25 protein-coding genes are annotated in these 23,163 nt (G+C 51.1%); 12 read left to right on the top strand and 13 right to left on the bottom strand.

Annotated elements, in window-relative coordinates:
• Nucleotides 1-72: 72 nt before the first annotated feature.
• From BUB06_RS01280 to BUB06_RS01255, 6 genes are all read right to left on the bottom strand, one after another.
• Nucleotides 73-288, bottom strand: a complete 216-nt coding sequence (locus BUB06_RS01280) for a hypothetical protein (RefSeq protein ID WP_039472975.1) — start codon at nt 286-288, stop codon at nt 73-75.
• A gap of 165 nt (nt 289-453) precedes the next feature.
• Nucleotides 454-675, bottom strand: coding sequence for a hypothetical protein (locus BUB06_RS01275; protein ID WP_039472973.1), 222 nt, complete (start codon nt 673-675; stop codon nt 454-456).
• A gap of 60 nt (nt 676-735) precedes the next feature.
• Nucleotides 736-939, bottom strand: coding sequence for a hypothetical protein (locus tag BUB06_RS21740; RefSeq protein ID WP_080726787.1), 204 nt, complete (start codon nt 937-939; stop codon nt 736-738).
• An 86-nt stretch (nt 940-1,025) separates the two neighbouring features.
• On the bottom strand, nt 1,026-1,472 hold the full coding sequence (locus BUB06_RS01270) for a YcgN family cysteine cluster protein (RefSeq protein WP_039472970.1): 447 nt from the start codon (nt 1,470-1,472) through the stop codon (nt 1,026-1,028).
• A gap of 119 nt (nt 1,473-1,591) precedes the next feature.
• Complete coding sequence (locus tag BUB06_RS01265; protein WP_010295272.1) at nt 1,592-2,248, bottom strand: fumarylacetoacetate hydrolase family protein; 657 nt, start codon at nt 2,246-2,248, stop codon at nt 1,592-1,594.
• 467 nt (nt 2,249-2,715) lie between these two features.
• The gene (locus BUB06_RS01255) at nt 2,716-2,973 is read right to left on the bottom strand and encodes a YcgL domain-containing protein (RefSeq protein ID WP_039472968.1); all 258 of its coding nucleotides are present in this window, start codon (nt 2,971-2,973) and stop codon (nt 2,716-2,718) included.
• A gap of 136 nt (nt 2,974-3,109) precedes the next feature.
• Between BUB06_RS01255 and minC the strand changes: the two genes are divergently transcribed.
• From minC to minE, 3 genes are read left to right on the top strand one after another with little or no spacing between them, the layout of a single operon-like run.
• Nucleotides 3,110-3,796 carry a septum site-determining protein MinC gene (gene minC, locus BUB06_RS01250; protein ID WP_039472966.1) on the top strand — a complete coding sequence of 229 codons (687 nt, stop codon included), beginning with the start codon at nt 3,110-3,112 and terminating at the stop codon, nt 3,794-3,796.
• 20 nt (nt 3,797-3,816) lie between these two features.
• On the top strand, nt 3,817-4,629 hold the full coding sequence (gene minD, locus BUB06_RS01245; RefSeq protein WP_010299911.1) for a septum site-determining protein MinD: 813 nt from the start codon (nt 3,817-3,819) through the stop codon (nt 4,627-4,629).
• 3 nt (nt 4,630-4,632) lie between these two features.
• Nucleotides 4,633-4,902: a cell division topological specificity factor MinE gene (gene minE / locus BUB06_RS01240; RefSeq protein WP_005968801.1), complete on the top strand. Its 270-nt coding sequence runs from the start codon at nt 4,633-4,635 to the stop codon at nt 4,900-4,902.
• A 219-nt stretch (nt 4,903-5,121) separates the two neighbouring features.
• On the opposite strand, the gene rnd is transcribed toward minE, so the two are convergent.
• From rnd to BUB06_RS01215, 5 genes are all read right to left on the bottom strand, one after another.
• Nucleotides 5,122-6,246: a ribonuclease D gene (gene rnd, locus BUB06_RS01235; RefSeq protein WP_039472964.1), complete on the bottom strand. Its 1,125-nt coding sequence runs from the start codon at nt 6,244-6,246 to the stop codon at nt 5,122-5,124.
• 211 nt (nt 6,247-6,457) lie between these two features.
• Nucleotides 6,458-8,143, bottom strand: a complete 1,686-nt coding sequence (fadD, locus tag BUB06_RS01230) for a long-chain-fatty-acid--CoA ligase FadD (protein ID WP_039531439.1) — start codon at nt 8,141-8,143, stop codon at nt 6,458-6,460.
• Nucleotides 8,144-8,343: 200 nt separating this feature from the next.
• A complete protein-coding gene (locus BUB06_RS01225) occupies nt 8,344-8,973 on the bottom strand; it encodes a Slp family lipoprotein (protein WP_039472961.1) in 630 nt (209 codons plus the stop codon).
• Between the two features lie 99 nt (nt 8,974-9,072).
• On the bottom strand, nt 9,073-9,774 hold the full coding sequence (gene tsaB / locus BUB06_RS01220) for a tRNA (adenosine(37)-N6)-threonylcarbamoyltransferase complex dimerization subunit type 1 TsaB (RefSeq protein ID WP_039472959.1): 702 nt from the start codon (nt 9,772-9,774) through the stop codon (nt 9,073-9,075).
• Between the two features lie 115 nt (nt 9,775-9,889).
• Nucleotides 9,890-11,809: a DNA repair helicase YoaA gene (locus BUB06_RS01215; RefSeq protein WP_039472957.1), complete on the bottom strand. Its 1,920-nt coding sequence runs from the start codon at nt 11,807-11,809 to the stop codon at nt 9,890-9,892.
• Between the two features lie 209 nt (nt 11,810-12,018).
• Here BUB06_RS01215 and BUB06_RS01210 point away from each other — a divergent pair, with 209 nt between their 5' ends.
• Nucleotides 12,019-12,363 (top strand): RidA family protein, encoded by a 345-nt coding sequence (locus tag BUB06_RS01210; protein WP_010299926.1) that lies wholly within the window; start codon nt 12,019-12,021, stop codon nt 12,361-12,363.
• A 37-nt stretch (nt 12,364-12,400) separates the two neighbouring features.
• Here BUB06_RS01210 and BUB06_RS01205 read toward each other — a convergent pair whose 3' ends face one another.
• A complete protein-coding gene (locus BUB06_RS01205; protein WP_039473351.1) occupies nt 12,401-12,649 on the bottom strand; it encodes a YoaH family protein in 249 nt (82 codons plus the stop codon).
• Nucleotides 12,650-12,792: 143 nt separating this feature from the next.
• Between BUB06_RS01205 and pabB the strand changes: the two genes are divergently transcribed.
• The 3 genes from pabB to BUB06_RS01190 all read left to right on the top strand — a co-directional run bounded on the left by pabB (nt 12,793) and on the right by BUB06_RS01190 (nt 16,585).
• On the top strand, nt 12,793-14,235 hold the full coding sequence (gene pabB, locus BUB06_RS01200; RefSeq protein ID WP_039472956.1) for an aminodeoxychorismate synthase component 1: 1,443 nt from the start codon (nt 12,793-12,795) through the stop codon (nt 14,233-14,235).
• The gene (locus tag BUB06_RS01195) at nt 14,232-14,825 is read left to right on the top strand and encodes a CoA pyrophosphatase (RefSeq protein ID WP_039472954.1); all 594 of its coding nucleotides are present in this window, start codon (nt 14,232-14,234) and stop codon (nt 14,823-14,825) included. The genes pabB and BUB06_RS01195 overlap by 4 nt, the downstream gene beginning before the upstream one ends.
• Nucleotides 14,826-15,220: 395 nt before the next feature.
• Nucleotides 15,221-16,585 (top strand): L-serine ammonia-lyase, encoded by a 1,365-nt coding sequence (locus BUB06_RS01190; RefSeq protein ID WP_039472952.1) that lies wholly within the window; start codon nt 15,221-15,223, stop codon nt 16,583-16,585.
• 125 nt (nt 16,586-16,710) lie between these two features.
• Here BUB06_RS01190 and BUB06_RS01185 read toward each other — a convergent pair whose 3' ends face one another.
• Nucleotides 16,711-18,267 carry a TerC family protein gene (locus BUB06_RS01185; protein WP_010299936.1) on the bottom strand — a complete coding sequence of 519 codons (1,557 nt, stop codon included), beginning with the start codon at nt 18,265-18,267 and terminating at the stop codon, nt 16,711-16,713.
• Between the two features lie 570 nt (nt 18,268-18,837).
• Here BUB06_RS01185 and manX point away from each other — a divergent pair.
• The 5 genes from manX to mntP all read left to right on the top strand — a co-directional run bounded on the left by manX (nt 18,838) and on the right by mntP (nt 23,127).
• Nucleotides 18,838-19,800, top strand: a complete 963-nt coding sequence (manX, locus tag BUB06_RS01180) for a PTS mannose transporter subunit IIAB (protein ID WP_039472950.1) — start codon at nt 18,838-18,840, stop codon at nt 19,798-19,800.
• A gap of 155 nt (nt 19,801-19,955) precedes the next feature.
• Nucleotides 19,956-20,753, top strand: a complete 798-nt coding sequence (locus BUB06_RS01175) for a PTS mannose/fructose/sorbose transporter subunit IIC (RefSeq protein ID WP_039472949.1) — start codon at nt 19,956-19,958, stop codon at nt 20,751-20,753.
• A gap of 14 nt (nt 20,754-20,767) precedes the next feature.
• Nucleotides 20,768-21,610: a PTS mannose transporter subunit IID gene (locus BUB06_RS01170; protein ID WP_010299943.1), complete on the top strand. Its 843-nt coding sequence runs from the start codon at nt 20,768-20,770 to the stop codon at nt 21,608-21,610.
• Between the two features lie 61 nt (nt 21,611-21,671).
• Nucleotides 21,672-22,130, top strand: a complete 459-nt coding sequence (locus BUB06_RS01165) for a DUF986 family protein (protein WP_010299945.1) — start codon at nt 21,672-21,674, stop codon at nt 22,128-22,130.
• 424 nt (nt 22,131-22,554) lie between these two features.
• On the top strand, nt 22,555-23,127 hold the full coding sequence (mntP, locus tag BUB06_RS01160) for a manganese efflux pump MntP (RefSeq protein ID WP_010275549.1): 573 nt from the start codon (nt 22,555-22,557) through the stop codon (nt 23,125-23,127).
• The last annotated feature ends 36 nt before the right edge of the window (nt 23,128-23,163 follow it).

The following is a 23,163-nucleotide window of genomic DNA, read 5'->3' as shown; positions in this document are numbered from 1 at the left end:
CGATGAGAAAAAATGCTTAGAAAAAACAATAAATAAGTATTTCAGTCAAACTGTGTGACGAGAGTCATTATTTTACAATTTGGATTCAGACTTATTGGTTGACGGTTCATCGCCTAAAGGAAGATCAACACCATGCCGGGGCAACATTGTATCGAGCGCTTTATCAATTCCTTTTCGTGCTACTGCAGTAGGTTCATCGCTAAGTAGCGCAAAGCCGCCAACAATTATGACCGTCGTCACCACGGTTGCCAGAAGACCTGGAACGCCAGAAACCAGCCAGCGGCCCACTTTTTTCCGAAGCCTGGCTTTTGTAGATGATCGCTATAATCTGAAGCGCGCTCACCCCATTTTAACCAAATGTCCTGTTCAAGTTTTTTAATACGATCGGCATAAGAAAGATCGACTCGATTACTTACTCTCGTTGTCAGCTCATCAACCATAGCCTGAGCTTTGTCACGGTAAGACTGCAAACGACCGGGGGGATATAACAATGTGGTCATGAAACTGTTGCAGCTCTTTTTCTATCTGAGCTTCACTGAGCCCACGCTCCTGCCGAGATTTAACCGCAAGTTCATCTTTATCACCTTTATACATGGCATAGGCAATAAGCTGTTCTGGATCATTGGGGTCTTTTACAAGTTCTGAAAACACCCATCTCTTTGGTTGCTGAGACATTTCTCTTCCTGAAAACAAAAACGCCCCAACAAGGGGCGAAGTCCATGTGAAATGACGAAGTTACCCTTTTCGTACCTTGTTAAAGGCATCCTTGAATATTTCACGTCCCTGAGCCTGAGATAATACAGCACCTGTTGAACCACTTTTTACAACAGAATTAGCTGATGAAGTTATTCGTTGTGCTGCCACATCCGCAACAGCGGATCTGGAAATATTGCGAATTTCTTCAGGGCTGAGAGTTGGCATGCGATATACATTGCTCATTTTTCAACTCCTTTTAAACCTGTCACAAGTTTATCAAATGATAAAGAATTCGCATCTTTTTTATTCTATTAGTGAGTAATCAAACACTATCGTGCCCATTCAGGTTTGTTTAAAATATGGTCCTGCCAGTCCACCACCTCATTCTCGCGTACGGCGATATGACGCACGGAGATGCGCTCACGGTGCATTGCCGTTTTAGTACCGCAGACCAGCGGGTGCCACTGCGGTAAATCTTCACGTTCATGAATCAGGCGATAAGCGCAGGTCGCGGGTAGCCAGTTAAACGTCAGCAGATTTTCACGCGTCAGCTTGATGCAGTCCGGCTCGTACTCGAAGCGTTTCTCATAGTTACGGCACTGGCAGCTTTTAATATTCAGTTGATTACAGGCGACGTTGGTAAAGTAGATCTCCTCCGTATCCTCATCAATCAGTTTATGCAAACAGCACTGACCGCAGCCATCGCACAGCGACTCCCATTCATCGTCAGACATCTCAGACAACGTTTTTTGCTGCCAAAAAGGGCGTTCAGTCATGTCTCTTCCAGTTACCTTAGTTGTTAAATCGATAGCGTTGTAAATAAAGATGCGTGATTCTGGCAGGCGCGGCGGGGAAATGTGGCTGCCCGTCTTCAACACGGGCAGCAAGGGGAGCGTTAGATAATACGCGTGCTTAACGTCCGGTCATTGACCGTAATCGTCAGCATATCGCCAGACAGGATCGGACCGACCCCTTTTGGCGTACCCGTTAAAATAATATCGCCCGCGCGCAGCGTAAAGAAACGGCTCATGTAAGCAATCAGCGGCAGAATCGGCGTAATCATATCACGCGTGTTGCCCTGCTGGCGCACTTCATCATTCACTTTTACACCCAGATCGGTTTGCTGCGGATCGCCAAACTCGGCAACCGGAATAAAACCGGAGATCGGGCAAGAACCGTCGAACGCTTTTGCTTTCTCCCACGGCTGACCCGCTTTTTTGAAGTCGGACTGCAAATCACGCAGCGTCAGATCCAGCGCCACACCATAACCCGCAATCGCCCGGGCGACGCGCTCCTCATTCGCCTGCTTGAGCGGCGTACCGATCAGCACAGCCAGCTCGACTTCGTGGTGAACCGAGCCCAGATTTTTGGGAATGGCAACGGGCTGGCGTAAGTCACACAGTGCGGTTTCAGGCTTGATGAATAAAACGGGCTCGCTCGGGGTCGCATTTCCCATTTCTTTGATGTGTTCTGAGTAGTTACTTCCTACGCAAACGACTTTATTTACCGGGAAATCAAGCAGCGCGCCCTGCCAGTCTCTGTGTTGATACATGGGTATTCTCCTGCCCTGTCTGTTGGATTATCGCTGCCTTCATGGCGTACAACTCGCCCAAAAGGAAAACAGCTATACCCGTCATACTTCAAGCTGCACGTGCGTTGGCTACGTTCAGTCACCCGAATCACTTACTTGAGTAAGCTCATCGGGATTCCCTCTCTTGCCGCCTTCCTGCAACCCGAATTATTTAGGGTGTATATAAGAACACGATGGTGCAAAACCATCGTTATATCATCGCAACGGGGGTTACCCCAACAGATTTCAGGTGAGCAAGGCTGGGGATCCTATGAACGAGAAACGAAGTCCTATCCCATCAAAAAGGGAAACAATTAAATTGTGGCGGGGAAAAACTCAAAAAGTGAATATTTATCGCGCGGAATATCATGCGAACGGCTGAGATATTCCACGCCAAATTATGTTTGCGGCTTTATCTGAAAGTACGCCTTGGTATTATTTTTTTACACTTATACAGGCGTGTTTAATAAGCTTTCGACCGGCGGAGGAACTTGCAGATAAAAGCCCTGATCCTGTAACGCAAGTTTCACTTTTTCTATATCGGCATTCGCCAGTTTTTTACGCCCATCCAGCGGTAAAACCATGGCTAACTGCGGCGTGCCGAAACTTTTCATTAATTCTTCCGGCACGCGTGAGAAATCGTCTTTTTTTTCAACATAAAGATAGGTCTGATCGCGTTTAGCACTTCGATAGATCACACAAAACATTTTTTTTACTCTATTTGATGGGAATGCCATCTTGCCTGTATATAATTGTGACTATAACATGCTTACAGCGCTCTGGAATATCATGCCTTAAATGTTACTCTAGGGATTAAAAGATGCTGAAACTGAGTCAGGATAGATGTCACAAACGCCAATAGAGCTAAAAGGCAGCAGCTTTACCTTATCGGTTGTTCATTTGCATGATTCCCAACCCGAGGTAATTTACCAGGCACTACAGGAAAAAATAGAGCAAGCGCCTGCTTTCCTGAAAAATGCCCCCGTTGTCATTAATGTTGCTGCATTAACAGCGGAAACCGACTGGATAAAATTACAGCAGGCCATTTCGTCAACCGGCCTGCATGTCGTTGGCGTCAGCGGATGCACCGACGACGCATTAAAGAAAATCATTGCGCAGGCGGGGCTTCCCCTTCTGAGCGAAGGTAAAGCACAACGGCGGGTCGTCGAACCCGTCGCCGCCGTTCCTGCTGCGGTGAAAACGAAAGTCATCAACACCCCCGTTCGCTCCGGCCAACAGATTTACGCCCGGAACTGTGACTTAATCGTCACGAGCAGCGTGAGCGCGGGTGCTGAGGTGATTGCCGATGGCAATATTCATATTTACGGCATGATGCGCGGCCGAGCCCTCGCAGGCGTTTCTGGCGATGTTCAGAGCCAGATATTCTGTACGCATCTGGCCGCAGAATTGGTTTCGATTGCTGGCCGTTACTGGCTGAGCGATCAGATTCCTGAAGCGTATTTTGGGCAGCCAGCACGGATCAACCTGAACCAGCTGGACAATGTTTTAACGATAAAACCTCTAGACTAGAATCTCCCAAGGAAACATTTATGGCACGCATCATTGTTGTTACATCGGGTAAAGGGGGCGTTGGCAAGACCACATCAAGCGCGGCCATTGCTACCGGTTTAGCCCAGAAAGGAAAAAAGACGGTTGTCATCGATTTTGACATTGGTCTGCGTAACCTCGACCTGATCATGGGATGTGAGCGTCGCGTGGTGTATGACTTCGTCAACGTTATTCAGGGTGATGCCACGCTGAATCAAGCGCTGATCAAAGATAAGAGAACGGATAATCTCTACATTCTGCCCGCATCACAAACGCGTGATAAAGATGCATTAACGCATGAAGGCGTAGAGAAAGTGCTCAACGATCTGGGCGACATGGAATTTGATTTTATCGTGTGTGATTCACCCGCTGGGATTGAAACCGGTGCATTGATGGCGCTCTATTTTGCCGACGAAGCGATTATCACCACCAACCCAGAAGTCTCTTCCGTTCGCGACTCTGACCGTATTCTGGGCATTCTGTCTTCGAAATCACGTCGCGCAGAACGTTCTGAAGATCCGATTAAAGAGCATCTGCTGTTGACGCGCTACAACCCAGGCCGGGTGAGCCGTGGCGACATGCTGAGTATGGAAGACGTTCTTGAGATTCTGCGGATTCCACTGGTTGGCGTGATCCCGGAAGACCAATCCGTACTCCGCGCCTCTAACCAGGGTGAACCCGTCATTCTGGATGCGGAAGCCGATGCAGGCAAAGCCTACGCGGATACCGTTGAACGTCTGCTTGGTGAAGAGCGTCCTTTCCGTTTTGTTGAAGAAGAGAAGAAGGGTTTTCTTAAACGACTTTTTGGGGGATAAATTATGGCTTTACTGGACTTCTTTCTGTCCCGCAAAAAAACGACAGCCAATATTGCCAAGGAACGGCTGCAAATTATTGTCGCGGAGCGACGCCGGGGAGATAGCGAGCCCCATTATCTGCCGCAATTAAAGCGAGACATTCTTGAGGTTATCTGTAGATATGTACAGATTGATCCTGAGATGGTGACAGTTCAGCTTGAGCAAAAAGGAGATGATATTTCCGTGCTTGAGTTGAACGTTACATTACCGGAAGCGGAAGAAACGCCTAAATGATTTTTCTGCTGTGATATCCCCTGCTTTTACGTAGGGGATATCTATTCCCGTCATACATCAAATTAAGTGCGTTTCATTTCACAATAGACTGTATATTTAGCCAGTCTTTTATTTCTTGTTTTATTTTTTCACCGCATTCTTATCACCCTATTTGCTGCTTTTTTATGATTACATCATCACAGCAAATAAGGCGTATTGATAAGACGTGTTTACCGGTGATTAATAGCCCTGCACAATTTCACGCAGTTCATCACCATATAACTGGCCGCGCCAGCCAGACAACATTTCCGGCATCCCCGCATCTTGCCCGCTTAATTTCCAGTGCCAGTTCAGCAGACGATTAATTTGGCGACGTGAAGCCAAAAGCTCAGCGGATAATCCACTCTGTTCGCTCACGCGCTGCACTAGCGCTTTGATATCTTTAAACGCCTTTTTATAGCCGGGATAGTCGATTAAATTCATCACCGGAGGTGGGCAATCCGCATCAGCAATACCGTCCGTCTGTGTAACACAGTCCAACAGCGTTTTGCCGTGGTAGCGGATTTCCGGGCCGCTCAGCCCCAGCGAGCTCAGTTCACCCAGCGACGTCGGCAGACAACGCGCCACCTGCAAGAGGTTCTCTTCACGTACGACAAAATTCACCGCACTGTCTCGCTCACGCGCTTTACGCAAACGCCACTCAGCCAGGCGCTGAAGGCAAGCCAGATTTCGGCCACGCAGCTGCCAGGCGTTGCCAAATTCGCGATAGGCCAGCGCCGGTGCCAAAATATCCTGTTTACGCTGACACAACAGGAGACACTCATCCAGCGCGGCATTCATCCACCCTGCGGCTTCCGTATCGGCCACCAGTTGAATGGCCATCGGCAGCAGATAGAACACATCGGCAGCAGCATAATCACACTGTTTCTCGCTCAGCGGACGAGCAAGCCAGTCCGTTCTCGACTCGCTTTTATCCAGCGTCACGCCCATGTAGTCGGCCACCAGCGCAGCAAATCCATAAGAAAGCGGCTTGCCTAAAAATGCGGCCAGAATCTGTGTATCGATGAAAGGCGTCGGCAGTGTTCCAAACGCATTGAGAAACACTTCCAGATCTTCGCTGCCCGCATGCAGGAATTTAGTAACCTGTTCGTCACGCAGTAACGCCTGAAAGGGTGCCCAGTCGGTAATCGTTAACGGATCGATAAGTGAAAGCTGTTCGCCGTCATACAATTGAATCAACCCTAATTGCGGGTAATACGTTCGGGTTCTGACGAACTCCGTGTCCAATGCCACCTGCGGAAAGCGTCGCGCCTGGGAGCAAACCTGTTGTAACCCGATGTCGGAAGTGATCAACTGATAATTCAAAACGTCATTCTCTTGGTTGTTTTACTTTACGGTTCTGGGTCAAATCCGTATCGCCGTAAAAAATTCCCGGCGGACATTTTTAACGTCGCAAGCGACGGCCCATAGGATGACGAGTATAAATTCGCCATAAAAAAGAACGCCGGATAAACCGGCGTGAAAACATCATATCGCGTCCTGCCTCTCTCTGGCAGTCGTTTTTCGTGGAAAATCGTCAAGCTGCAACGTCTTTCTTCGGTTTCTTCTCGCCACGTAATTCGCGGCGCAGGATTTTCCCAACGTTAGATTTCGGCAAATCGTCGCAGAATTCGATCTCTTTCGGCACTTTGTAACCCGTAAGATTACGGCGGCAGTGCGTAATGAGTTCCTCTTTCGTTAACGAGTTGTCACGCCTGACCACAAAGGCTTTTACTGCTTCGCCGGAGACCTCATTGTCCACCCCAATCACTGCCGATTCGGAGACTTTGGGATGACGGCTGATCACATCTTCAATTTCCGTCGGGTAGACGTTAAAGCCGGAAACCAGAATCATGTCTTTCTTACGGTCGATGACCCGCAGGAATCCTTCATCATCAGACGTGACAATGTCACCCGTTGCCAGCCAGCCGTCTTTTAACACCTCATCCGTCGCAGCAGGCTGCTGCCAGTACCCTAACATCACCTGCGGCCCGCGTACCCACAGCTCGCCGGATTCCCCCGGCCCGGCGTCGTTGCCGTCATCGTCAATGATTTTGACGTCCGTTGATGACACCGGTAGCCCAATACTGCCGCTGTAATGTTTGAGATCGTAGGGGTTTACGGCCACCAGAGGTGAACTTTCCGTTAGTCCATATCCCTCAAGCAGATGCTTACCCGTTAGTTTTTCCCAACGTTCTGCCACCGCTTGCTGAACCGACGCGCCACCGCCTACCGATAAACGCAACGTTGAGAAATCCAGTTCGTGGAACTCTTTGTTGTTGAGCAGCGCATTAAATAAGGTATTGACGCCGGTGATAGCCGTGAACGGGTATTGCTTCATTTCTTTCACGACCGCCGGGATATCACGGGGATTAGTGATCAACAGGTTCTTCCCGCCCAATTCAAGGAACAGAAGGCCGTTCACCGTGAGCGCGAAAATATGATAGAGCGGCAACGCCGTGATCACCAGCTCATTGCCTTCCTGCAGAATAGCGCCGTATGCCCCTTTACACTGTTCGAGATTCGCCAGCATATTGCGGTGCGTAAGCATGGCACCTTTAGCGACGCCTGTGGTGCCGCCGGTGTATTGCAGAAATGCCAGATCGGTATTGATAATATCGGGGCGAATATACTGCTGACGCCGTCCTTCCTGCAAAACACGACGGAACGATATCGCATCCGGCAGATGGTATTTAGGCACCAGTCGCTTAATGTACTTCACCACGAAGTTGACCAGCGTCCCTTTCGCCGTGGAGAGCTGATCTCCCATACGGGTCAGGATTACGTGCTTCACCGCCGTGTTATGGACGACTTTTTCCAGCGTATGCGCGAAGTTCGACACGATAACAATCGTGCTGGCACCGCTGTCTTTTAGCTGATGTTCCAGCTCACGCGGCGTATACAGTGGGTTAACGTTAACCACCACCAGACCCGCGCGCAACACGCCAAACAGCGCAACGGGATATTGCAGCAGGTTGGGCATCATCAACGCGACACGATCGCCCTTTTGCAATTTAAGCTGGTTTTGCAAATAGGCCGCAAACGCCCGACTCCGCTCTTCCAACTTACGAAACGTCATCACTTCACCCATGTTGACGAATGCAGGTCGGTCGGCATAACGCTTCACGCTACTTTCGAACATTTCAATCAACGACGAATAGCGATCTGGATCGATTTCCGCCGGCACATCCGCCGGATAGCGTGATAACCAAATTTTTTCCAAGACGTCACTCCCGAGATATTTTTTTAGTGGCATCGTCGTCGCCCTCAGAGGCTTATTGTTATTAACATTATTTTAACTCAGCCTACCAGTTAGCTAACAAACAATGTTAAGGTTGCGAGATCGATCACTAATTTATTCTTTATTCAAAAAAAATCAGGCAACCTGCGTCGCCTGATCTCAATAGCCTACTGGGTACATTCTTATTCTGTCACGACATTCTCAATCCGTGCCGGACCAGGCCAACCGCCGTCAAATCCCCATCCAGGCCCCCAACCATAGCCGTAACCCGCTCGCCATCCCCACGGGCCATAGCCATAGCCGCCGGGTGGTGTTATCAGACGCTGCACAACATTCCAACGCTTGTAGCCCTGCGCATCGATCACGACGTAGCGATAGGGTTTATCACCAATAGCGCCCTGTTCGGTGCCGACAATCGGCCCGACAACGGTGACCAGTTGGTCTTTAAAATCGACAGGTTCAAGAAAGCGATTTACATAGGCAATAAAGCGCCCTTCTGACGGCATATCCAACCGCGGTTTCGCGCCGCTATCCAGCGGCATACTGGCAATTTCCAGACGCGTTTTATTCGCTTCATTGCGGATGCTGACCACTCGCCCACCGAAGCGTGATTCCTGACCGACATAAATCTGCGGCGCATTCATCACACGCACCAAATCGTCCTGCGGCGTTGGTGAGGTGCCTTTAATGGCATCCGGCACCGTGACGCAGCCTGAAAGCAGCAGCACTGTCGCAACCACCATACCGAGACGTGCTTTTTTCTGATTCAGATGCACACGCTTCATCTGTACGCTTTCTATCTGTACAAACATGGCACAACCCCTTCTTCAGATATCTGGTAGTTAGACTGCTCAGCATCGAATAAGTTGCTGTTTATGACAGGTATAGTTCGCGCAGAATGCCTATTCTGACTAGTCGCGTCCGGGCAACTTTTTCCAGGTCACTTCATTGCGCAGGTAGCGCGGTTGCGCATTCTCAACGCTGACCGCTTTTCCTGCCTGCCATAGCTGACAGGCCAGAGGCAACATGTCCTGCGCCTGCGGCAACAGCACGTCGCCCTTCGCTAACACCAACGAAGAATGACTGACCAGTTCAGGATAGGCTTCCCATCCGGTGCCTACCGTGGCCCATTCGCCTGACAGCGCGGCAGTTAACGCCTGCACCTGTTCAGGTTTCAATACAGCTTCCTCGGACTCGCCCTGCCAGCTACCGTCAGCATCACGCTGATAGCAGCCCCAGTACACTTCTCCCATCCGCGCATCAATGGCCGCCAGCACCTGCGTTGCCTCCGTGAGACGGAAAGCGCCCTGCGCCATCGTCGCCAGTGACGATACGCCGAGCATCGGTAAATCCGCTCCCAGCGCCAGCCCTTGGGCAATGCCGATACCAATCCGCACGCCGGTAAAACTTCCCGGCCCCTGACCAAAGGCCAGCGCATCAAGATCCTTGAGCGTCAGGCCGCTGTCGGCCAGCACCTGCTGAACCATCGGCAGAATACGTTGTGTGTGTTCACGGGGACAAATTTCGAACAGAGAGTGAATTTCACCTTCATTCCAGAGTGCGACGGAACAGGCTTCCGTTGCGGTATCAAGCGCTAGAATTCGCGTAGACATGCCAACCTCAGGCAGGATAAATAAATCTTAACAACCCGTATCATAGCATAAGCCCCTGTCGTGCCGCAGCCCTTGCCACCATCGGTCAGGCCATGCGGCAATCGCCAGTTGGGAATTATGTGTTACGCGTCAGGAAATTAATCGCCTGCCCAATATCGCGGGTACGCGGCGTCGGCGGCAGGCTGTTAAGGAACACGGCACCGTACGGGCGCATCACTAGTCGATTATCGCAAATCACAATCACACCGCGATCCTCAACATCACGGATGAGGCGACCCACGCCTTGCTTCAGGGTAATCACCGCATCGGGAACCTGCACATCGTCGAAAGGCTCGCCGCCGCGCAGGCGGCAGTCTTCAATACGCGCCTTCAGCAGCGGATCGTCCGGCGAAGTAAACGGCAGTTTATCGATAATGACGCAGGAGAGCGTATCGCCGCGCACATCTACACCTTCCCAGAAGCTGCTGGTCGCCACCAGCAAGGCATTACCCGCCGACACAAACTGCGACAGCAGTTGCGCCTTGCCGGTTTCTCCCTGCAACAGCACCGGCAGCGTCAGCGTGGCGCGGAACTCGGCCGCCAAATCGCGCATCATCTGATGCGAGGTACACAGCATAAAGCAGCGCCCCTGATTCGCTTCAATCAACGGCCGCAGCATCGTCGCCAGCCTTTTTGCCGCACCGGGGCGATTGGTTTCCGGCAAATTACGGGGAACGCAGAGCAGCGCCTGATTGGCATAATCAAACGGGCTGGGTAATAGGAGCGTGTTCGCGTTATCCAGCCCCAGCCTATCGGTGAAGTGGAAGAGTTGGTCGTTAACCGACAGGGTCGCGGAGGTAAACACCCAAGCAGCAGGTTTCTCTTTTATTAATTCACGAAAGCGATCGGAGACGGACAACGGCGTCAGCGCCAACACGAAATGGCGTGAATTACATTCGTACCAGTAGCTGTAACCCGGTAGCTGCACGTCTTTCAACCGTTTCAGGCGGTTGCGATAAAGCGTGGCGCGCTCAAAGGCAGCATCCAGCAGCGCTGAACGCCCGAGCGACAGTTTCGCGACGTCGTAACACAGCTCCAGCGCATCATCCAGCAACACCAGCGCACGCTGAAGCGAAGGCTGTTCGAGCACATCGCGCAGATTACCGCGAAACCCTGGATCGCCCAGCGCCAGCCGAAAATCCTGCGTACTTTGCGTCAGGCGATCGGCACTTTTTTGCAGTTGAGAGGCATCGCGCACTTCGGTGCGGTAAGCAATGATGATGTCTTTCGCCAGATCAAGCAGTTGGCGGCTGGAAAGCTGCTGGCCGAAATATTGGCTGGCGATATCGGGAATCTGATGGGCTTCATCGAAAATGACGACGTCACTTTCTGGGATCAGCTCCGCAAAACCGCTCTCCTTCACGACCATATCGGCCAGATAGAGATGATGGTTGACCACCACGATGTCGGCATCCATCGCTTTACGCCGTGCTTTCACCACGAAGCATTCTTTATAGTGCGGGCAGTCGCTGCCCAGACAGTTATCGTTGGTGCTGGTCACTAACGGCCAGATCGCGCTGTCTTCTGCCACGCCTGAACAGGTCGTGACATCGCCTTCCGTCGTTTCCGACGACCAGCCGCGCAGCCGGACCAGTTCGCTCAGCGTTTCGCCGGGTAAATCACCGCCGCCCAGCGATTGCTGTTCAAGTCGTTCCAGACAGAGGTAGTTCGAGCGACCTTTCAGCAGCGCTAATTTGCCTTTGTACTTCAGCGCCTGCGCGATCGTCGGTAAATCGCGGCTATAGAGCTGATCCTGTAGCGCTTTCGAACCGGTCGAAATGATGACTTTTTTATCTGAACGCAAGGCGGGCGCAAGGTAGGCATAGGTTTTACCGGTTCCGGTCCCCGCTTCCACCACCAGCGCCGTTTTATCGTCGATAGCCCGCATGACGGCCTGCGCCATCTGTCGCTGTGGCTCACGAGGCTTGAAGCCCGTGATCGCTTTCGCCAGCGCGCCGTCATTAGCAAAATCATCAATTACACGATCGTTCGTCACGCCTGCTCTCTTTTTCAAGGGAATGCTGTATCCGTAAGCCCCTGACCGTTTCAGGCCGTGGCAAAATATCGCGCTGATTATGCCAAGAGTCACCCGACGCTACCACCCTAAATCAGGAAAGCGTGCCGGAACATGCTGTGTTAGGCTTGGCGGCTGGTATTGATTGATGTCACTATTTTAATTATCCCCACATGGAGAACCCCCACCTCATGGCGATCACACGAATTAATCCTGAAGCACGTTGGTCAGACGCCGTCATCCACAACAACACGATCTATTACACCAGCGTACCGGAAAATCTGGATGACGACGCACAGGCGCAAACGGAAAACGCGCTGGGCGCGTTAGATGCGATCCTACAACAGGCGGGAACGGATAAGAGCAAGCTGTTAGACGTGACGATTTTTCTCGCCGATGCGGATGATTTTGCTGCGATGAACGCCGCGTGGGATGCCTGGGTCGTGGCGGGTAGCGCGCCTGTACGCTGCACCGTGCAGGCTAAATTGATGCATCCGCAATTCAAAGTCGAAATCAAAGCGATCGCGGCGGTATAGCTATCGTCTTATATAATCTGAAGAGGAAGAAATGTGGTTATTGCTCTTCTTCCTCTTCACCATCATCGAAATGGTGTTCTTCGTCGCTGTCATTACTGTCATTAAACGCGTCATCATCTTCGTCAAACATCACTGCGACGTTGCCACCTTGATGATTCTGACGGATCTCCGCTGCAACCTGTGCTATCGCCTGGCCGCTGCTCATGCCCTCAGACATTAGTTCCTGAATACGCTCTACGGCATCTTGTTGCTGTTTGTGCGTCAGCGCGGGCATACCTGCAATCATGATAGTTTCCTGGTTGATAAATTCGCCTGTATCATCGCACGCCCGCTTCGGCATACACCAGCATTTCCGCTTTGTGGTACGCTGTGGTCAGTAAAATCGACACGCTATCGACACAACCACACAGTGAACACAACACGAAAAACATGACTGCCGCCAATACGACTCACGTACCTAACGCAAGCGATTCAACCACCGCAACGGGCTCCGCCGTTATCTATCACGCGCTGCCTTACTACCCGACGGTGCTGCTCGAACGCTTTGCGCCTTTTTCCCAACAGCCGTGGGCGATGTTGCTGCATTCCGGGTTTGCCGATCATCCGCACAACCGCTTCGATATTATGGTCGCTGACCCGCGAGTTACGCTTTGCACGCGCGGAGACAAGACGGAAATTACACGTGACGGCGTCACGAATACCGTAGAAGGAGATCCGTTTACCTTATTGCAAGAACAGCTTGATTCACTCGCGTTGCCCGCGGAAACACATCCTGATTTCCCTTTTCAGGGGGGCGCACTTGGCCTGTTCGGCTATGATCTGGGGCGTCAGATTGAAACGCTGCCCGCAAAAGCTGGGCAAGATATTGATTTGCCGGATATGGCGATAGGTCTATACGACTGGGCGCTGATTGCCGACCACCATCGACAAACGTTAACGCTGATCGTACATCATTCTCTTCAGGTACGACTCGACTGGTTAGCGACCCCGCCCATTGATACCCCGAAAGCCGATTTCAGCCTCACCAGCGCCTGGCAGCCGAATATGTCACGCGCAGAGTACGGTGATAAATTCCGCAAAATACAGGACTATCTTCTGGCCGGCGATTGCTATCAGATCAATCTAGCGCAGCGCTTTTCCGCGGCTTACGACGGTGATGAATGGCAGGCGTTTTTACGACTGTCAGCAGGCAATAAAGCGCCCTTTTCCGCTTTCCTGCGCTTGCCAGAAAATGCCGTCATCAGCGTATCGCCGGAGCGTTTTCTCTGGCTGGAAAATCACCGCATTCAAACGCGTCCGATTAAAGGCACACTGCCGCGCCTCGCAGAGCCGGATGCCGATAAACAACAGGCAGTGCGGCTCGCTAATTCGGAGAAAGATCGCTCAGAAAACCTGATGATTGTCGATCTCCTGCGTAACGATATCGGTCGTGTCGCGGTGCCGGGCAGCGTCCGCGTGCCGGAGCTGTTCGTCGTCGAGCCTTTCCCCGCAGTGCACCATCTGGTCAGCACGATTGAAGCACAGCTACCGGAAGATTGCCCTGCAACCACGCTGCTACGCGCCTGTTTCCCCGGCGGCTCGATTACCGGCGCGCCCAAAATCCGCGCCATGCAGATTATTGAAGAGCTGGAGCCTCAGCGCCGCAATGCCTACTGCGGCAGCGTCGGCTATATCAGCCTGTGTGGCACTATGGACACCAATATCACCATCAGGACGTTACTAACCGAACGCGGCAGAATCTACTGCTGGGCGGGCGGCGGCATCGTCGCCGACAGTCAGGAACAGGCTGAATATCAGGAAACGTTTGATAAAGTAGGCCGTATACTTCCCCTGCTGGATGGTTCCCAGACAATTCAGGTACTGAGTCAATGAGTGAGATCGCTTTGCCGCCAACGGCTTTTGCGTTGAATGACTTTATTACGCGCTTTCAGTTACAGCTTCCGCCATCGCTGCGACCCGTGCACCAGCAGCGTCAGGCCGCGGTTTTGGTGCCGATTATTTGTCACCCTACGCCCACGCTGCTATTGACCCGACGCTCTGCCGATCTGCGTAAGCATGCCGGGCAAGTGGCGTTCCCCGGCGGGGCGGCGGATAAAGAAGATCGTTCAATTATTGAAACGGCGCTGCGTGAAGCTCAGGAAGAAGTGGCTATCCCACCGGAAAACGTACAGGTACTGGGCGTATTACCGCCTCTGGATAGCGTCAGCGGTTTTCAGGTCACACCCGTCGTCGGGCTGATCGCCCCACAGACTCGCTTCCATCCCAATGAAGATGAAGTCGCCGAACTGTTTGAAATGCCGCTGGATGAGGCCTTCGCGCTAACGCGCTATTACCCGCTGGATATCGAGCGCAAGCAGCAGCGCCATCGCGTTTATCTTTCCTGGTACCAGCAGCAGTTTGTCTGGGGGCTAACCGCCGCCATCATCCACCAGCTCGCCTTACAGATTTCCGACAGGCCCTAAGCTCAATGCCGCGTTCAGCGGCGTTTAGCCCACCACTTCTTTTCCTTCACTAAATATCCCTATTCTAAAAGCGGCCTTTGCGATCAAAAAGCATCCAGGCATAGCATTTACAATGACTTAGGTCGTATTTAGGATAAGTTAAATTATGCGATGACATAAGTTTATTTCATGCGAAAAAGAAAGCCACACGACATATTCCACACTACAATAGCGCGATTTAACGAGTTTTATTCTAATCTTTGGGTATATATCCACTAAAATTCAGGTCATGTCTCGCTGGAACCGAAATCATCAGATAATTCGCAGCATAATTATCTGATTGTGATGAAGGAACCAGATGCTGGCGACCAGATAATAAAGAGTGGATACGACCTTGAGTCTTTAAGGAGTTTCGCGTGATAAGCGTTTTCGACATGTTTAAGATCGGTATTGGCCCCTCTAGCTCTCATACGGTTGGACCGATGAAAGCCGGTAAGCAATTTGTCGATGAATTGATCAACCTGGATCGACTGACCGCGACCACGCATATTGCCGTCGATGTGTATGGCTCGCTGTCGCTGACGGGTAAAGGCCACCATACAGATATCGCCATTATTATGGGTCTGGCAGGCAACATGCCGGATACCGTGGATATTGATGCCATTCCCGGCTTCATCCGCGATGTTGAGCAACGCGAACGCCTGCTGCTGGCTAACGGGCAGCATGAAGTGGATTTCCCACGCGAAGGCGGTATGGTTTTCCGCAGTGAAAATCTGCCGCTGCACGAAAACGGCATGACCATCACCGCTTTTGCCAACAATAAAGAAATTTATAGCAAAACCTATTACTCCATCGGTGGCGGTTTCATCGTCGATGCAGAGAATTTTGGCAAAGACAGCGCCACGGATGTATCCGTTCCCTATACGTTCAATTCCGCCAAAGAGATGCTGGATCACTGCAAACAAAGTGGCCTGTCACTTTCTGGGATGGTGATGCGTAACGAGCTGGCGCTGCACAGCCGTCAGGAAATTGACGCCTACTTTGCCGATATCTGGCAGACGATGCGTGCCTGTATCGATCGCGGCATGAACACCGAAGGTGTATTGCCAGGCCCACTGCGCGTACCACGTCGTGCCTCTGCGCTGCGCCGTATGCTAGTGTCTTCCGATAAACTGTCCAACGACCCGATGAACGTAGTGGACTGGGTCAATATGTTCGCGCTGGCGGTGAATGAAGAAAACGCCGCAGGTGGCCGTGTGGTTACCGCGCCAACGAACGGCGCATGCGGCATCGTCCCCGCTGTCCTAGCCTATTACGACCACTTCATCGAGCCGGTTAGCCCGACCATTTATATTCGTTATTTCCTCGCGGCGGGCGCGGTTGGCATTCTGTACAAAATGAACGCCTCCATCTCCGGTGCTGAAGTAGGCTGTCAGGGTGAAGTGGGCGTCGCCTGCTCCATGGCCGCCGCTGGATTGGCAGAGCTGATGGGCGCGAGCCCTGAACAGGTTTGCGTCGCCGCCGAGATCGGTATGGAACATAATCTGGGCTTAACCTGCGATCCAGTTGCGGGCCAAGTACAGGTCCCGTGCATCGAGCGTAACGCAATTGCTTCCGTTAAGGCGATTAACGCCGCTCGCATGGCAACCCGCCGCACCAGCGAAGCACGCGTCTCGCTGGATAAGGTGATTGAAACCATGTACGAGACGGGTAAAGACATGAACGCCAAATACCGCGAAACCTCACGGGGCGGGCTGGCGATTAAAGTGCAGTGTGATTAACACACTCTGTAATTAGAAAGCAGAGTGATGAGTCATCACCCCCGCTTCTGCTTTTATTTCCATCTATGAAAAAGCCCCGCCAAATTGGCGGGGCTTCATTTTGCAATCGACTTACGCAGATCTCATTACGCTTCTTCTGCGTCTTCCTCATCCACAATGCGTTCCACTCGTACCAGCTCGATACGGTATTCGGACACTTCGAGGATATGGAAACGCAGACGGTGCAATTCAATGGTGTCACCGACTTTCAGGAACTCATCACTGTTTGCCAGCAGCATTCCGGCCAGTGAAGCATACTCCTCCTTCGGATCAACCAGATCGCTGCTATCCACTACCTGTTGCAGAGCGTGTAGATCCGTTCCGCCTTTCACCAGCCAGCCTTCGCCGTCTGGAATGATATCCAGCGTTTCGTCTTCATCCGGGAATTCACCCGCGATCGCTTCCAGCACGTCCAGCGGCGTGACCAATCCTTGCACCACACCAAATTCGTTGGCGATGATGACCAGGCTACCTTTCGCACGACGCAGAACGGGCAGCAGGTTAATCACATCCAGCGTTTCCGGCACGACGATCGGTGGGTTAGCCGCCGCAAAGCTTTCCACATCGGTCTGCGTTTCCAGCGCCACCAGCAGATCCTTCGCACGGACAACACCGATCAGTTCATCTAGCGAGCCGCGACAGATTGGGAACAGGCTGTGAGGCGTGTCCAGCAACTGCATACGGATCTGTTCGACAGAACTTGCGCTATCCACCCAGGAAATTTCAGTACGCGGCGTCATCACGCTGCGCAGCGAACGCGAGGCTAACGTCAGCACACCGCTGATCATATTGCGCTCTTCTTCGGCGAATTCCTCGGTTGTGAGTTTCTTTTGCGGTTCATCCGCATCCACGTCGTCCGTGTTTTTCCGTGAGCCCATCAGGCGCAGAATGGCCTCTGCGGTACGTTCACGCAAAGGACGGTGCGACTGATGCTTCATAAAGTTATGACGGGCAATCTGATTAAACATTTCAATCAGGATAGAGAAGCCAATCGCCGCGTACAGATAACCTTTCGGAATATGGAAGCCAAGACCTTCCGCCATCAGGCTCAAACCAATCATCAGCAAGAAGCTGAGACACAGGACCACCACCGTTGGATGTTCGTTGACGAATCGGGTCAACGGCTTAGAAGCAATCAGCATGACACCCATTGCAATGATCACCGCCGTCATCATGACGCCTAAGTGATCGACCATGCCCACCGCAGTAATCACGGCATCCAGCGAGAACACGGCGTCCAGCACGACGATCTGCGCCACCACGGCCCAGAAACTGGCGTGGGCGCGATTACCGTTGCCATCGTGCGTTTTATTCTCTAGCCGTTCATGTAGCTCCATCGTGGCTTTGAACAAGAGGAACACGCCGCCGAACAGCAAAATCAGGTCACGACCCGAGAAGCTGAAATCGCCAAGGCTAAACAGTGGACGCGTCAGTGTGACCATCCAGGAAATCAAAGACAACAGCCCCAGACGCATTAACAGCGCCAGGCTTAAACCGATAATGCGGGCTTTATCTCGCTGCTTGGGGGGTAATTTATCCGCCAAAATGGCGATAAACACCAAATTGTCGATACCCAGAACAATTTCAAGTACCACCAGCGTCAATAAGCCTGCCCAGATTGAAGGATCTAGCAAAAATTCCATGTCAGACTCCAGAAAATGAACGAGCAGATGACATCAATGCATGAGCCGCATTGAATGGTAATAAAAAGAGTTGGTGTGAATCAGAGAGATTCTGAATGTGGTCTGAGTGACCAGCTGAGTACAGAAAACCGCCAGCATTAGCGGGGAAACAGAGAACGTTTTGTCGGTGACAGTCCATGGGAAGGGCTGATGCCCGGTGCTCCTAAGCAATTTAAGGGACGTTTACTCTAACAGGTTGTTACCAATTTTCACAAAGAATTTCTTCGGCCGGTTTCGTATTGATAACGCGCCCAAATTTTCCCGTTCCACGCCCTTTTAGCCCTTGGTTTAACTGGTCAGCATTAGAGCATCATCACACTATTTATTTTTTCGATAAGTAAAATAAATCTGTCAGTCACGATTTCTAGCCTGACAACCTGGAGGAACACAGTGAATGTCATGAATCCACGGTAAAATTTTTTCTTGCAGCCATACTAATACCGCAACGGTTAACGTTTTCACTATCGAAACGCTAACCCGGTTTCCTGACACATTGACTCTTTTTTGATCGTGAACGTGAGGAGGTAGCAAGTGAGTATTGCAATCATGTTATGCACTCACGGCGCCACTGCGGGACCGCTGTTAAAGACAGCAGAAATGATTCTTGGCGAGCAAAGTAATGTCGCCTGGATTGATTTCGTTCCTGGAGAAAACGCCGAAACATTGATAGAAAAATATCAGGAAAAACTCACGCAGTTAGACACATCACAAGGCGTGCTGTTTCTCGTTGATACCTGGGGCGGCAGCCCATTCAACGCAGCCAGCCGCCTCGTCACCGACAAAGAAAACCATGATGTTATCGCCGGCGTGAATATTCCCATGCTAGCGGAAACCTTTATGGCTCGGGATGATAATCCGTCCTTTTCCGATCTGGTTTCTATTGCATTGGAAGCCGGCAGAGATGGCGTAAAAGCGCTAAAGCATCAGGAAAAAGCCAAAGTAGCCCCCCCTTCTCCTCCACCGCCCCTAAAAGCAGTCCCCACACCGGCAGGACCCGGCGAACACATGAAGATTGGGCTGGCTCGTATCGACGACCGCTTGATTCATGGTCAGGTCGCCACCCGCTGGACGAAAGAAACCAATGTTTCGCGCATTATTGTTGTCAGCGATGAAGTCGCCGCCGATCACGTGCGTAAAACGTTGCTGACTCAGGTTGCGCCGCCGGGCGTTACCGCGCACGTAGTGGATGTGGCAAAAGCCGTTCGTGTTTATGACAACCCGAAATATGCCGCCGACCGCGTGATGCTGCTGTTCACCAATCCGACGGATGTATTAACGCTGATCGAAAATGGCGTAAACATCACCTCGGTCAATATTGGCGGGATGGCATTCAAGCAGGGGAAAACGCAGGTCAATAATGCTGTCTCTATCGATGAGAAGGATATTGCGGCGTTCCGTGAACTAGATAAACGCGGTATTGAATTGGAGGTTCGGAAAGTATCAACCGATTCCCGGATTAAAATGATGGACTTGATTAACAAAATGCCGCGTTGATACCTATCGTGCTACGAAGGGTATTAACGCTAATGTCACCATCAATAATAGCTTTATAGACCTGGCGATTTTCAAGATAGGTATTTATGTTCAAATAGAAAATCAACGGGATGGCGATTTATTTTTACTCAGACACATTTTATAGGAGAAGTACGATGGAGATTACCACACTTCAAATTGTGCTGATATTTCTCGTCGCGTGTGTTTCGGGGATGGGTTCGATTCTTGATGAATTCCAGTTCCACCGTCCACTCGTCGCCTGTACGCTGATTGGTGCTGTATTAGGTGATTTAAAAACCGGGATCATTATCGGCGGTACGCTGGAAATGATCGCATTAGGCTGGATGAACATCGGTGCGGCCGTAGCACCGGATGCGGCGCTGGCGTCCATTATCTCAACCATTCTGGTTATCGCCGGCGGTCAGGGGATCGGCGCAGGGATTGCTCTGGCAATTCCGCTCGCTGCCGCTGGGCAAGTCTTAACCATCATTGTTCGTACCATCACCGTTGCGTTCCAGCATGCGGCAGACAGCGCAGCAGAGCGCGGTAATCTAACGGCTATCAGTTGGATTCACGTTTCTGCCCTACTGCTACAGGCAATGCGTATCGCGATTCCTGCGGTAATCGTTGCCGTTTCCGTTGGTACCGACGCTGTTCACGCGCTGCTGAACTCCATCCCGGAAGTGGTGACCAACGGCCTGAATATCGCCGGGGGCATGATTGTCGTAGTGGGTTACGCGATGGTCATCAACATGATGCGCGCGGGCTATCTGATGCCGTTCTTCTATCTTGGCTTCGTTACCGCTGCGTTCACCGAGTTTAACCTGGTGGCACTGGGCGTAATTGGTATTGTGATGGCGGTGCTGTATATCCAGCTCAGCCCGAAATATAACAAGGTTCAAGGCCAGCCTGTTTCATCAGGCAATAACAGCCTTGATAACGAACTGGATTAACAGGAGTGAGAAAAATGGTCGAAAATACGAATGTTAAAAAACTCACTGACAGCGACATCCGCGCGGTGTTTATCCGTTCCAACCTGTTTCAAGGCTCCTGGAACTTTGAACGTATGCAGGCGCTCGGCTTCTGTTTTTCCATGGTGCCAGTGATTCGCCGTCTTTATCCTGAAAATTCAGAAGAGCGTAAACAAGCAATCAAGCGCCATCTGGAGTTCTTTAATACGCAGCCTTTTGTTGCCGCTCCGATACTCGGCGTAACGATGGCGATGGAAGAGCAACGTGCGAACGGTGCTCCTATAGATGACGCGGCAATAAACGGTCTGAAAGTCGGGCTGATGGGGCCACTCGCTGGCGTCGGCGACCCGATATTCTGGGGTACCGCCCGCCCGGTATTCGCTGCGCTAGGCGCAGGGATTGCCATGAGCGGCAGCCTGCTGGGGCCGGTTCTCTTCTTCGTCTTGTTTAACCTGGTTCGCCTGCTGGTGCGTTACTATGGCGTCGCCTACGGCTACCGCAAGGGGATCGATATCGTCAGCGATATGGGCGGCGGTTTCCTGCAAAAAATGACCGAAGCGGCTTCTATCCTCGGCTTATTCGTCATGGGGGCATTGGTCAATAAATGGACTCACGTCAACATACCGATGGTGGTGTCGACGGTAACAAACCAGAACGGGGAAACCACAGTAACCACCGTGCAATCCATCCTTGACCAGCTCATGCCAGGACTTGTTCCCCTACTGCTGACGTTCGGCTGTATGTGGCTGTTACGGCGCAAGGTAAACGCGTTGTGGCTGATTATGGGCTTCTTCGCCATTGGTATCTTTGGATACTGGATCGGCCTGCTCGGCGTGTAATGTTCAATGGCCGGGTGCCAATACGCCCGGCCATTTTTTATGACGGACAAAGGTAATACGGATGACAATGACAGATATCACGCTGGTTGTGTTGATTGCGTTAGCATTGGTTTATGCCATCTATGATGAGTTCATCATGGACAAACTCAAAGGGAAAACACAGCTCCTCGTCCCGCTGAAGCGGATTAACCGGCTCGATACGCTGATTTTCATCGGCTTAGTGGGGATTCTTATTTATCAAAATGTGATCAATAACGGTGCCATTATCACCACCTATCTTTTGATTTCGCTGGCCTTCATGGCGTGCTATCTGGCTTATATTCGTCGTCCCAAACTGGTTTTTAAATCAACCGGTTTCTTTTATGCGAATATATTCATTCCTTATACCAGAATTAAAAATATGAACTTATCTGAGGATGGTGTATTAGTCATCGAATTAGAGAAACGCCGTTTATTGATACAGGTTACACAGCTGGATGATTTAGAAAAAATATATAAATTTATGATTGAGAATCAATAAGGTAAATTTATCTGACTAATTATTTCAAATAACCACGGCTATACACCTTCTCTTTAGATGGTATTTTAACCCCATTAACCTTGGCGTTATTTTGTACGATTGTTTTATTTCGGCAATCAAATGAAAATAATTATCAATTGCATTATTAACACGTAAAACTTTTAGTGTTGTTTGCACCATAAATAATATGGTAAGGTTGCGCCGTCATTGGGGAGTAGCCGATTTCTGATTAATTAACATTCACAATAATTCATCAGAAATGCTCGTATCAACATACTCGTTTTATCTCCTATCATCGGAGCATAGACGTGGTGCGGGCGGCCAAGCGTGATTGGCAGGCGAGACCATAGACACGTAAGATCGTCATTCGGGTTGGGGATGATCTGCGTGTATATGGTTAATCGTCCAGCCGAGGCTATTTACAATGAATATGTCAGCAACACTTATCCTAGCATTTGGTATGTCAATGGATGCCTTCGCCGCGTCAATCGGTAAAGGTGCCGTACTGCATAATCCCCGTTTCCGCGATGCCATTCGCACTGGCCTCATCTTTGGTGTTATCGAAGCTATTACCCCGCTCATCGGCTGGGCACTCGGTTTTTTTGCCAGTCAATATATTCTCGAATGGGATCACTGGGTTGCCTTTACGCTGTTATTGATTCTGGGTGGTCGCATGATCGTTGAAGGCCTCAAAGGTTCTTCAGACTGCCGCTGCGAAAAAGTCAAAAATCATAGTCTGGCGCTGTTAATCTGTACCGCCGTCGCCACCAGCCTGGATGCCATGGCAATCGGCGTTGGTCTGGCCTTCCTTCAGGTCAATATTTTCCATACCGCGATGGTAATAGGCTGTGCCACCATGATTATGGTGACGCTCGGAATGATGATTGGCCGCTATATCGGTCCGATTCTCGGCAAAAAAGCAGAAGTGATGGGCGGGTTGGTTCTGATTGGTATTGGCTGCAATATCCTGTACGAACACCTCGGCTACGCCGCCTGATAAAACACGACTTACATCAACGGGCAGCCCGATTAT

It is taken from the genome of Pectobacterium carotovorum (assembly GCF_900129615.1).
Lineage (GTDB): Bacteria > Pseudomonadota > Gammaproteobacteria > Enterobacterales > Enterobacteriaceae > Pectobacterium > Pectobacterium carotovorum.
This window is presented reverse-complemented; position numbering and strand designations above follow the sequence as displayed.

Excerpts from the sequence above, each read along its gene's own strand:
- minE (WP_005968801.1), top strand. The coding sequence starts at position 4,633 with ATGGCTTTACTGGACTTCTTTCTGTCCCGCAAAAAAACGACAGCCAAT.
- minD (WP_010299911.1), top strand. The coding sequence starts at position 3,817 with ATGGCACGCATCATTGTTGTTACATCGGGTAAAGGGGGCGTTGGCAAG.
- BUB06_RS01275 (WP_039472973.1), bottom strand. The coding sequence starts at position 675 with ATGTCTCAGCAACCAAAGAGATGGGTGTTTTCAGAACTTGTAAAAGAC.
- BUB06_RS01225 (WP_039472961.1), bottom strand. The coding sequence starts at position 8,973 with ATGTTTGTACAGATAGAAAGCGTACAGATGAAGCGTGTGCATCTGAAT.
- minC (WP_039472966.1), top strand. The coding sequence starts at position 3,110 with ATGTCACAAACGCCAATAGAGCTAAAAGGCAGCAGCTTTACCTTATCG.
- BUB06_RS01170 (WP_010299943.1), top strand. The coding sequence starts at position 20,768 with ATGGTCGAAAATACGAATGTTAAAAAACTCACTGACAGCGACATCCGC.
- tsaB (WP_039472959.1), bottom strand. The coding sequence starts at position 9,774 with ATGTCTACGCGAATTCTAGCGCTTGATACCGCAACGGAAGCCTGTTCC.
- BUB06_RS01205 (WP_039473351.1), bottom strand. The coding sequence starts at position 12,649 with ATGATTGCAGGTATGCCCGCGCTGACGCACAAACAGCAACAAGATGCC.
- BUB06_RS01175 (WP_039472949.1), top strand. The coding sequence starts at position 19,956 with ATGGAGATTACCACACTTCAAATTGTGCTGATATTTCTCGTCGCGTGT.
- BUB06_RS21740 (WP_080726787.1), bottom strand. The coding sequence starts at position 939 with ATGAGCAATGTATATCGCATGCCAACTCTCAGCCCTGAAGAAATTCGC.
- BUB06_RS01165 (WP_010299945.1), top strand. The coding sequence starts at position 21,672 with ATGACAATGACAGATATCACGCTGGTTGTGTTGATTGCGTTAGCATTG.
- BUB06_RS01185 (WP_010299936.1), bottom strand. The coding sequence starts at position 18,267 with ATGGAATTTTTGCTAGATCCTTCAATCTGGGCAGGCTTATTGACGCTG.
- BUB06_RS01195 (WP_039472954.1), top strand. The coding sequence starts at position 14,232 with ATGAGTGAGATCGCTTTGCCGCCAACGGCTTTTGCGTTGAATGACTTT.
- BUB06_RS01255 (WP_039472968.1), bottom strand. The coding sequence starts at position 2,973 with ATGTTTTGTGTGATCTATCGAAGTGCTAAACGCGATCAGACCTATCTT.
- BUB06_RS01265 (WP_010295272.1), bottom strand. The coding sequence starts at position 2,248 with ATGTATCAACACAGAGACTGGCAGGGCGCGCTGCTTGATTTCCCGGTA.
- BUB06_RS01210 (WP_010299926.1), top strand. The coding sequence starts at position 12,019 with ATGGCGATCACACGAATTAATCCTGAAGCACGTTGGTCAGACGCCGTC.
- BUB06_RS01270 (WP_039472970.1), bottom strand. The coding sequence starts at position 1,472 with ATGACTGAACGCCCTTTTTGGCAGCAAAAAACGTTGTCTGAGATGTCT.
- pabB (WP_039472956.1), top strand. The coding sequence starts at position 12,793 with ATGACTGCCGCCAATACGACTCACGTACCTAACGCAAGCGATTCAACC.
- mntP (WP_010275549.1), top strand. The coding sequence starts at position 22,555 with ATGAATATGTCAGCAACACTTATCCTAGCATTTGGTATGTCAATGGAT.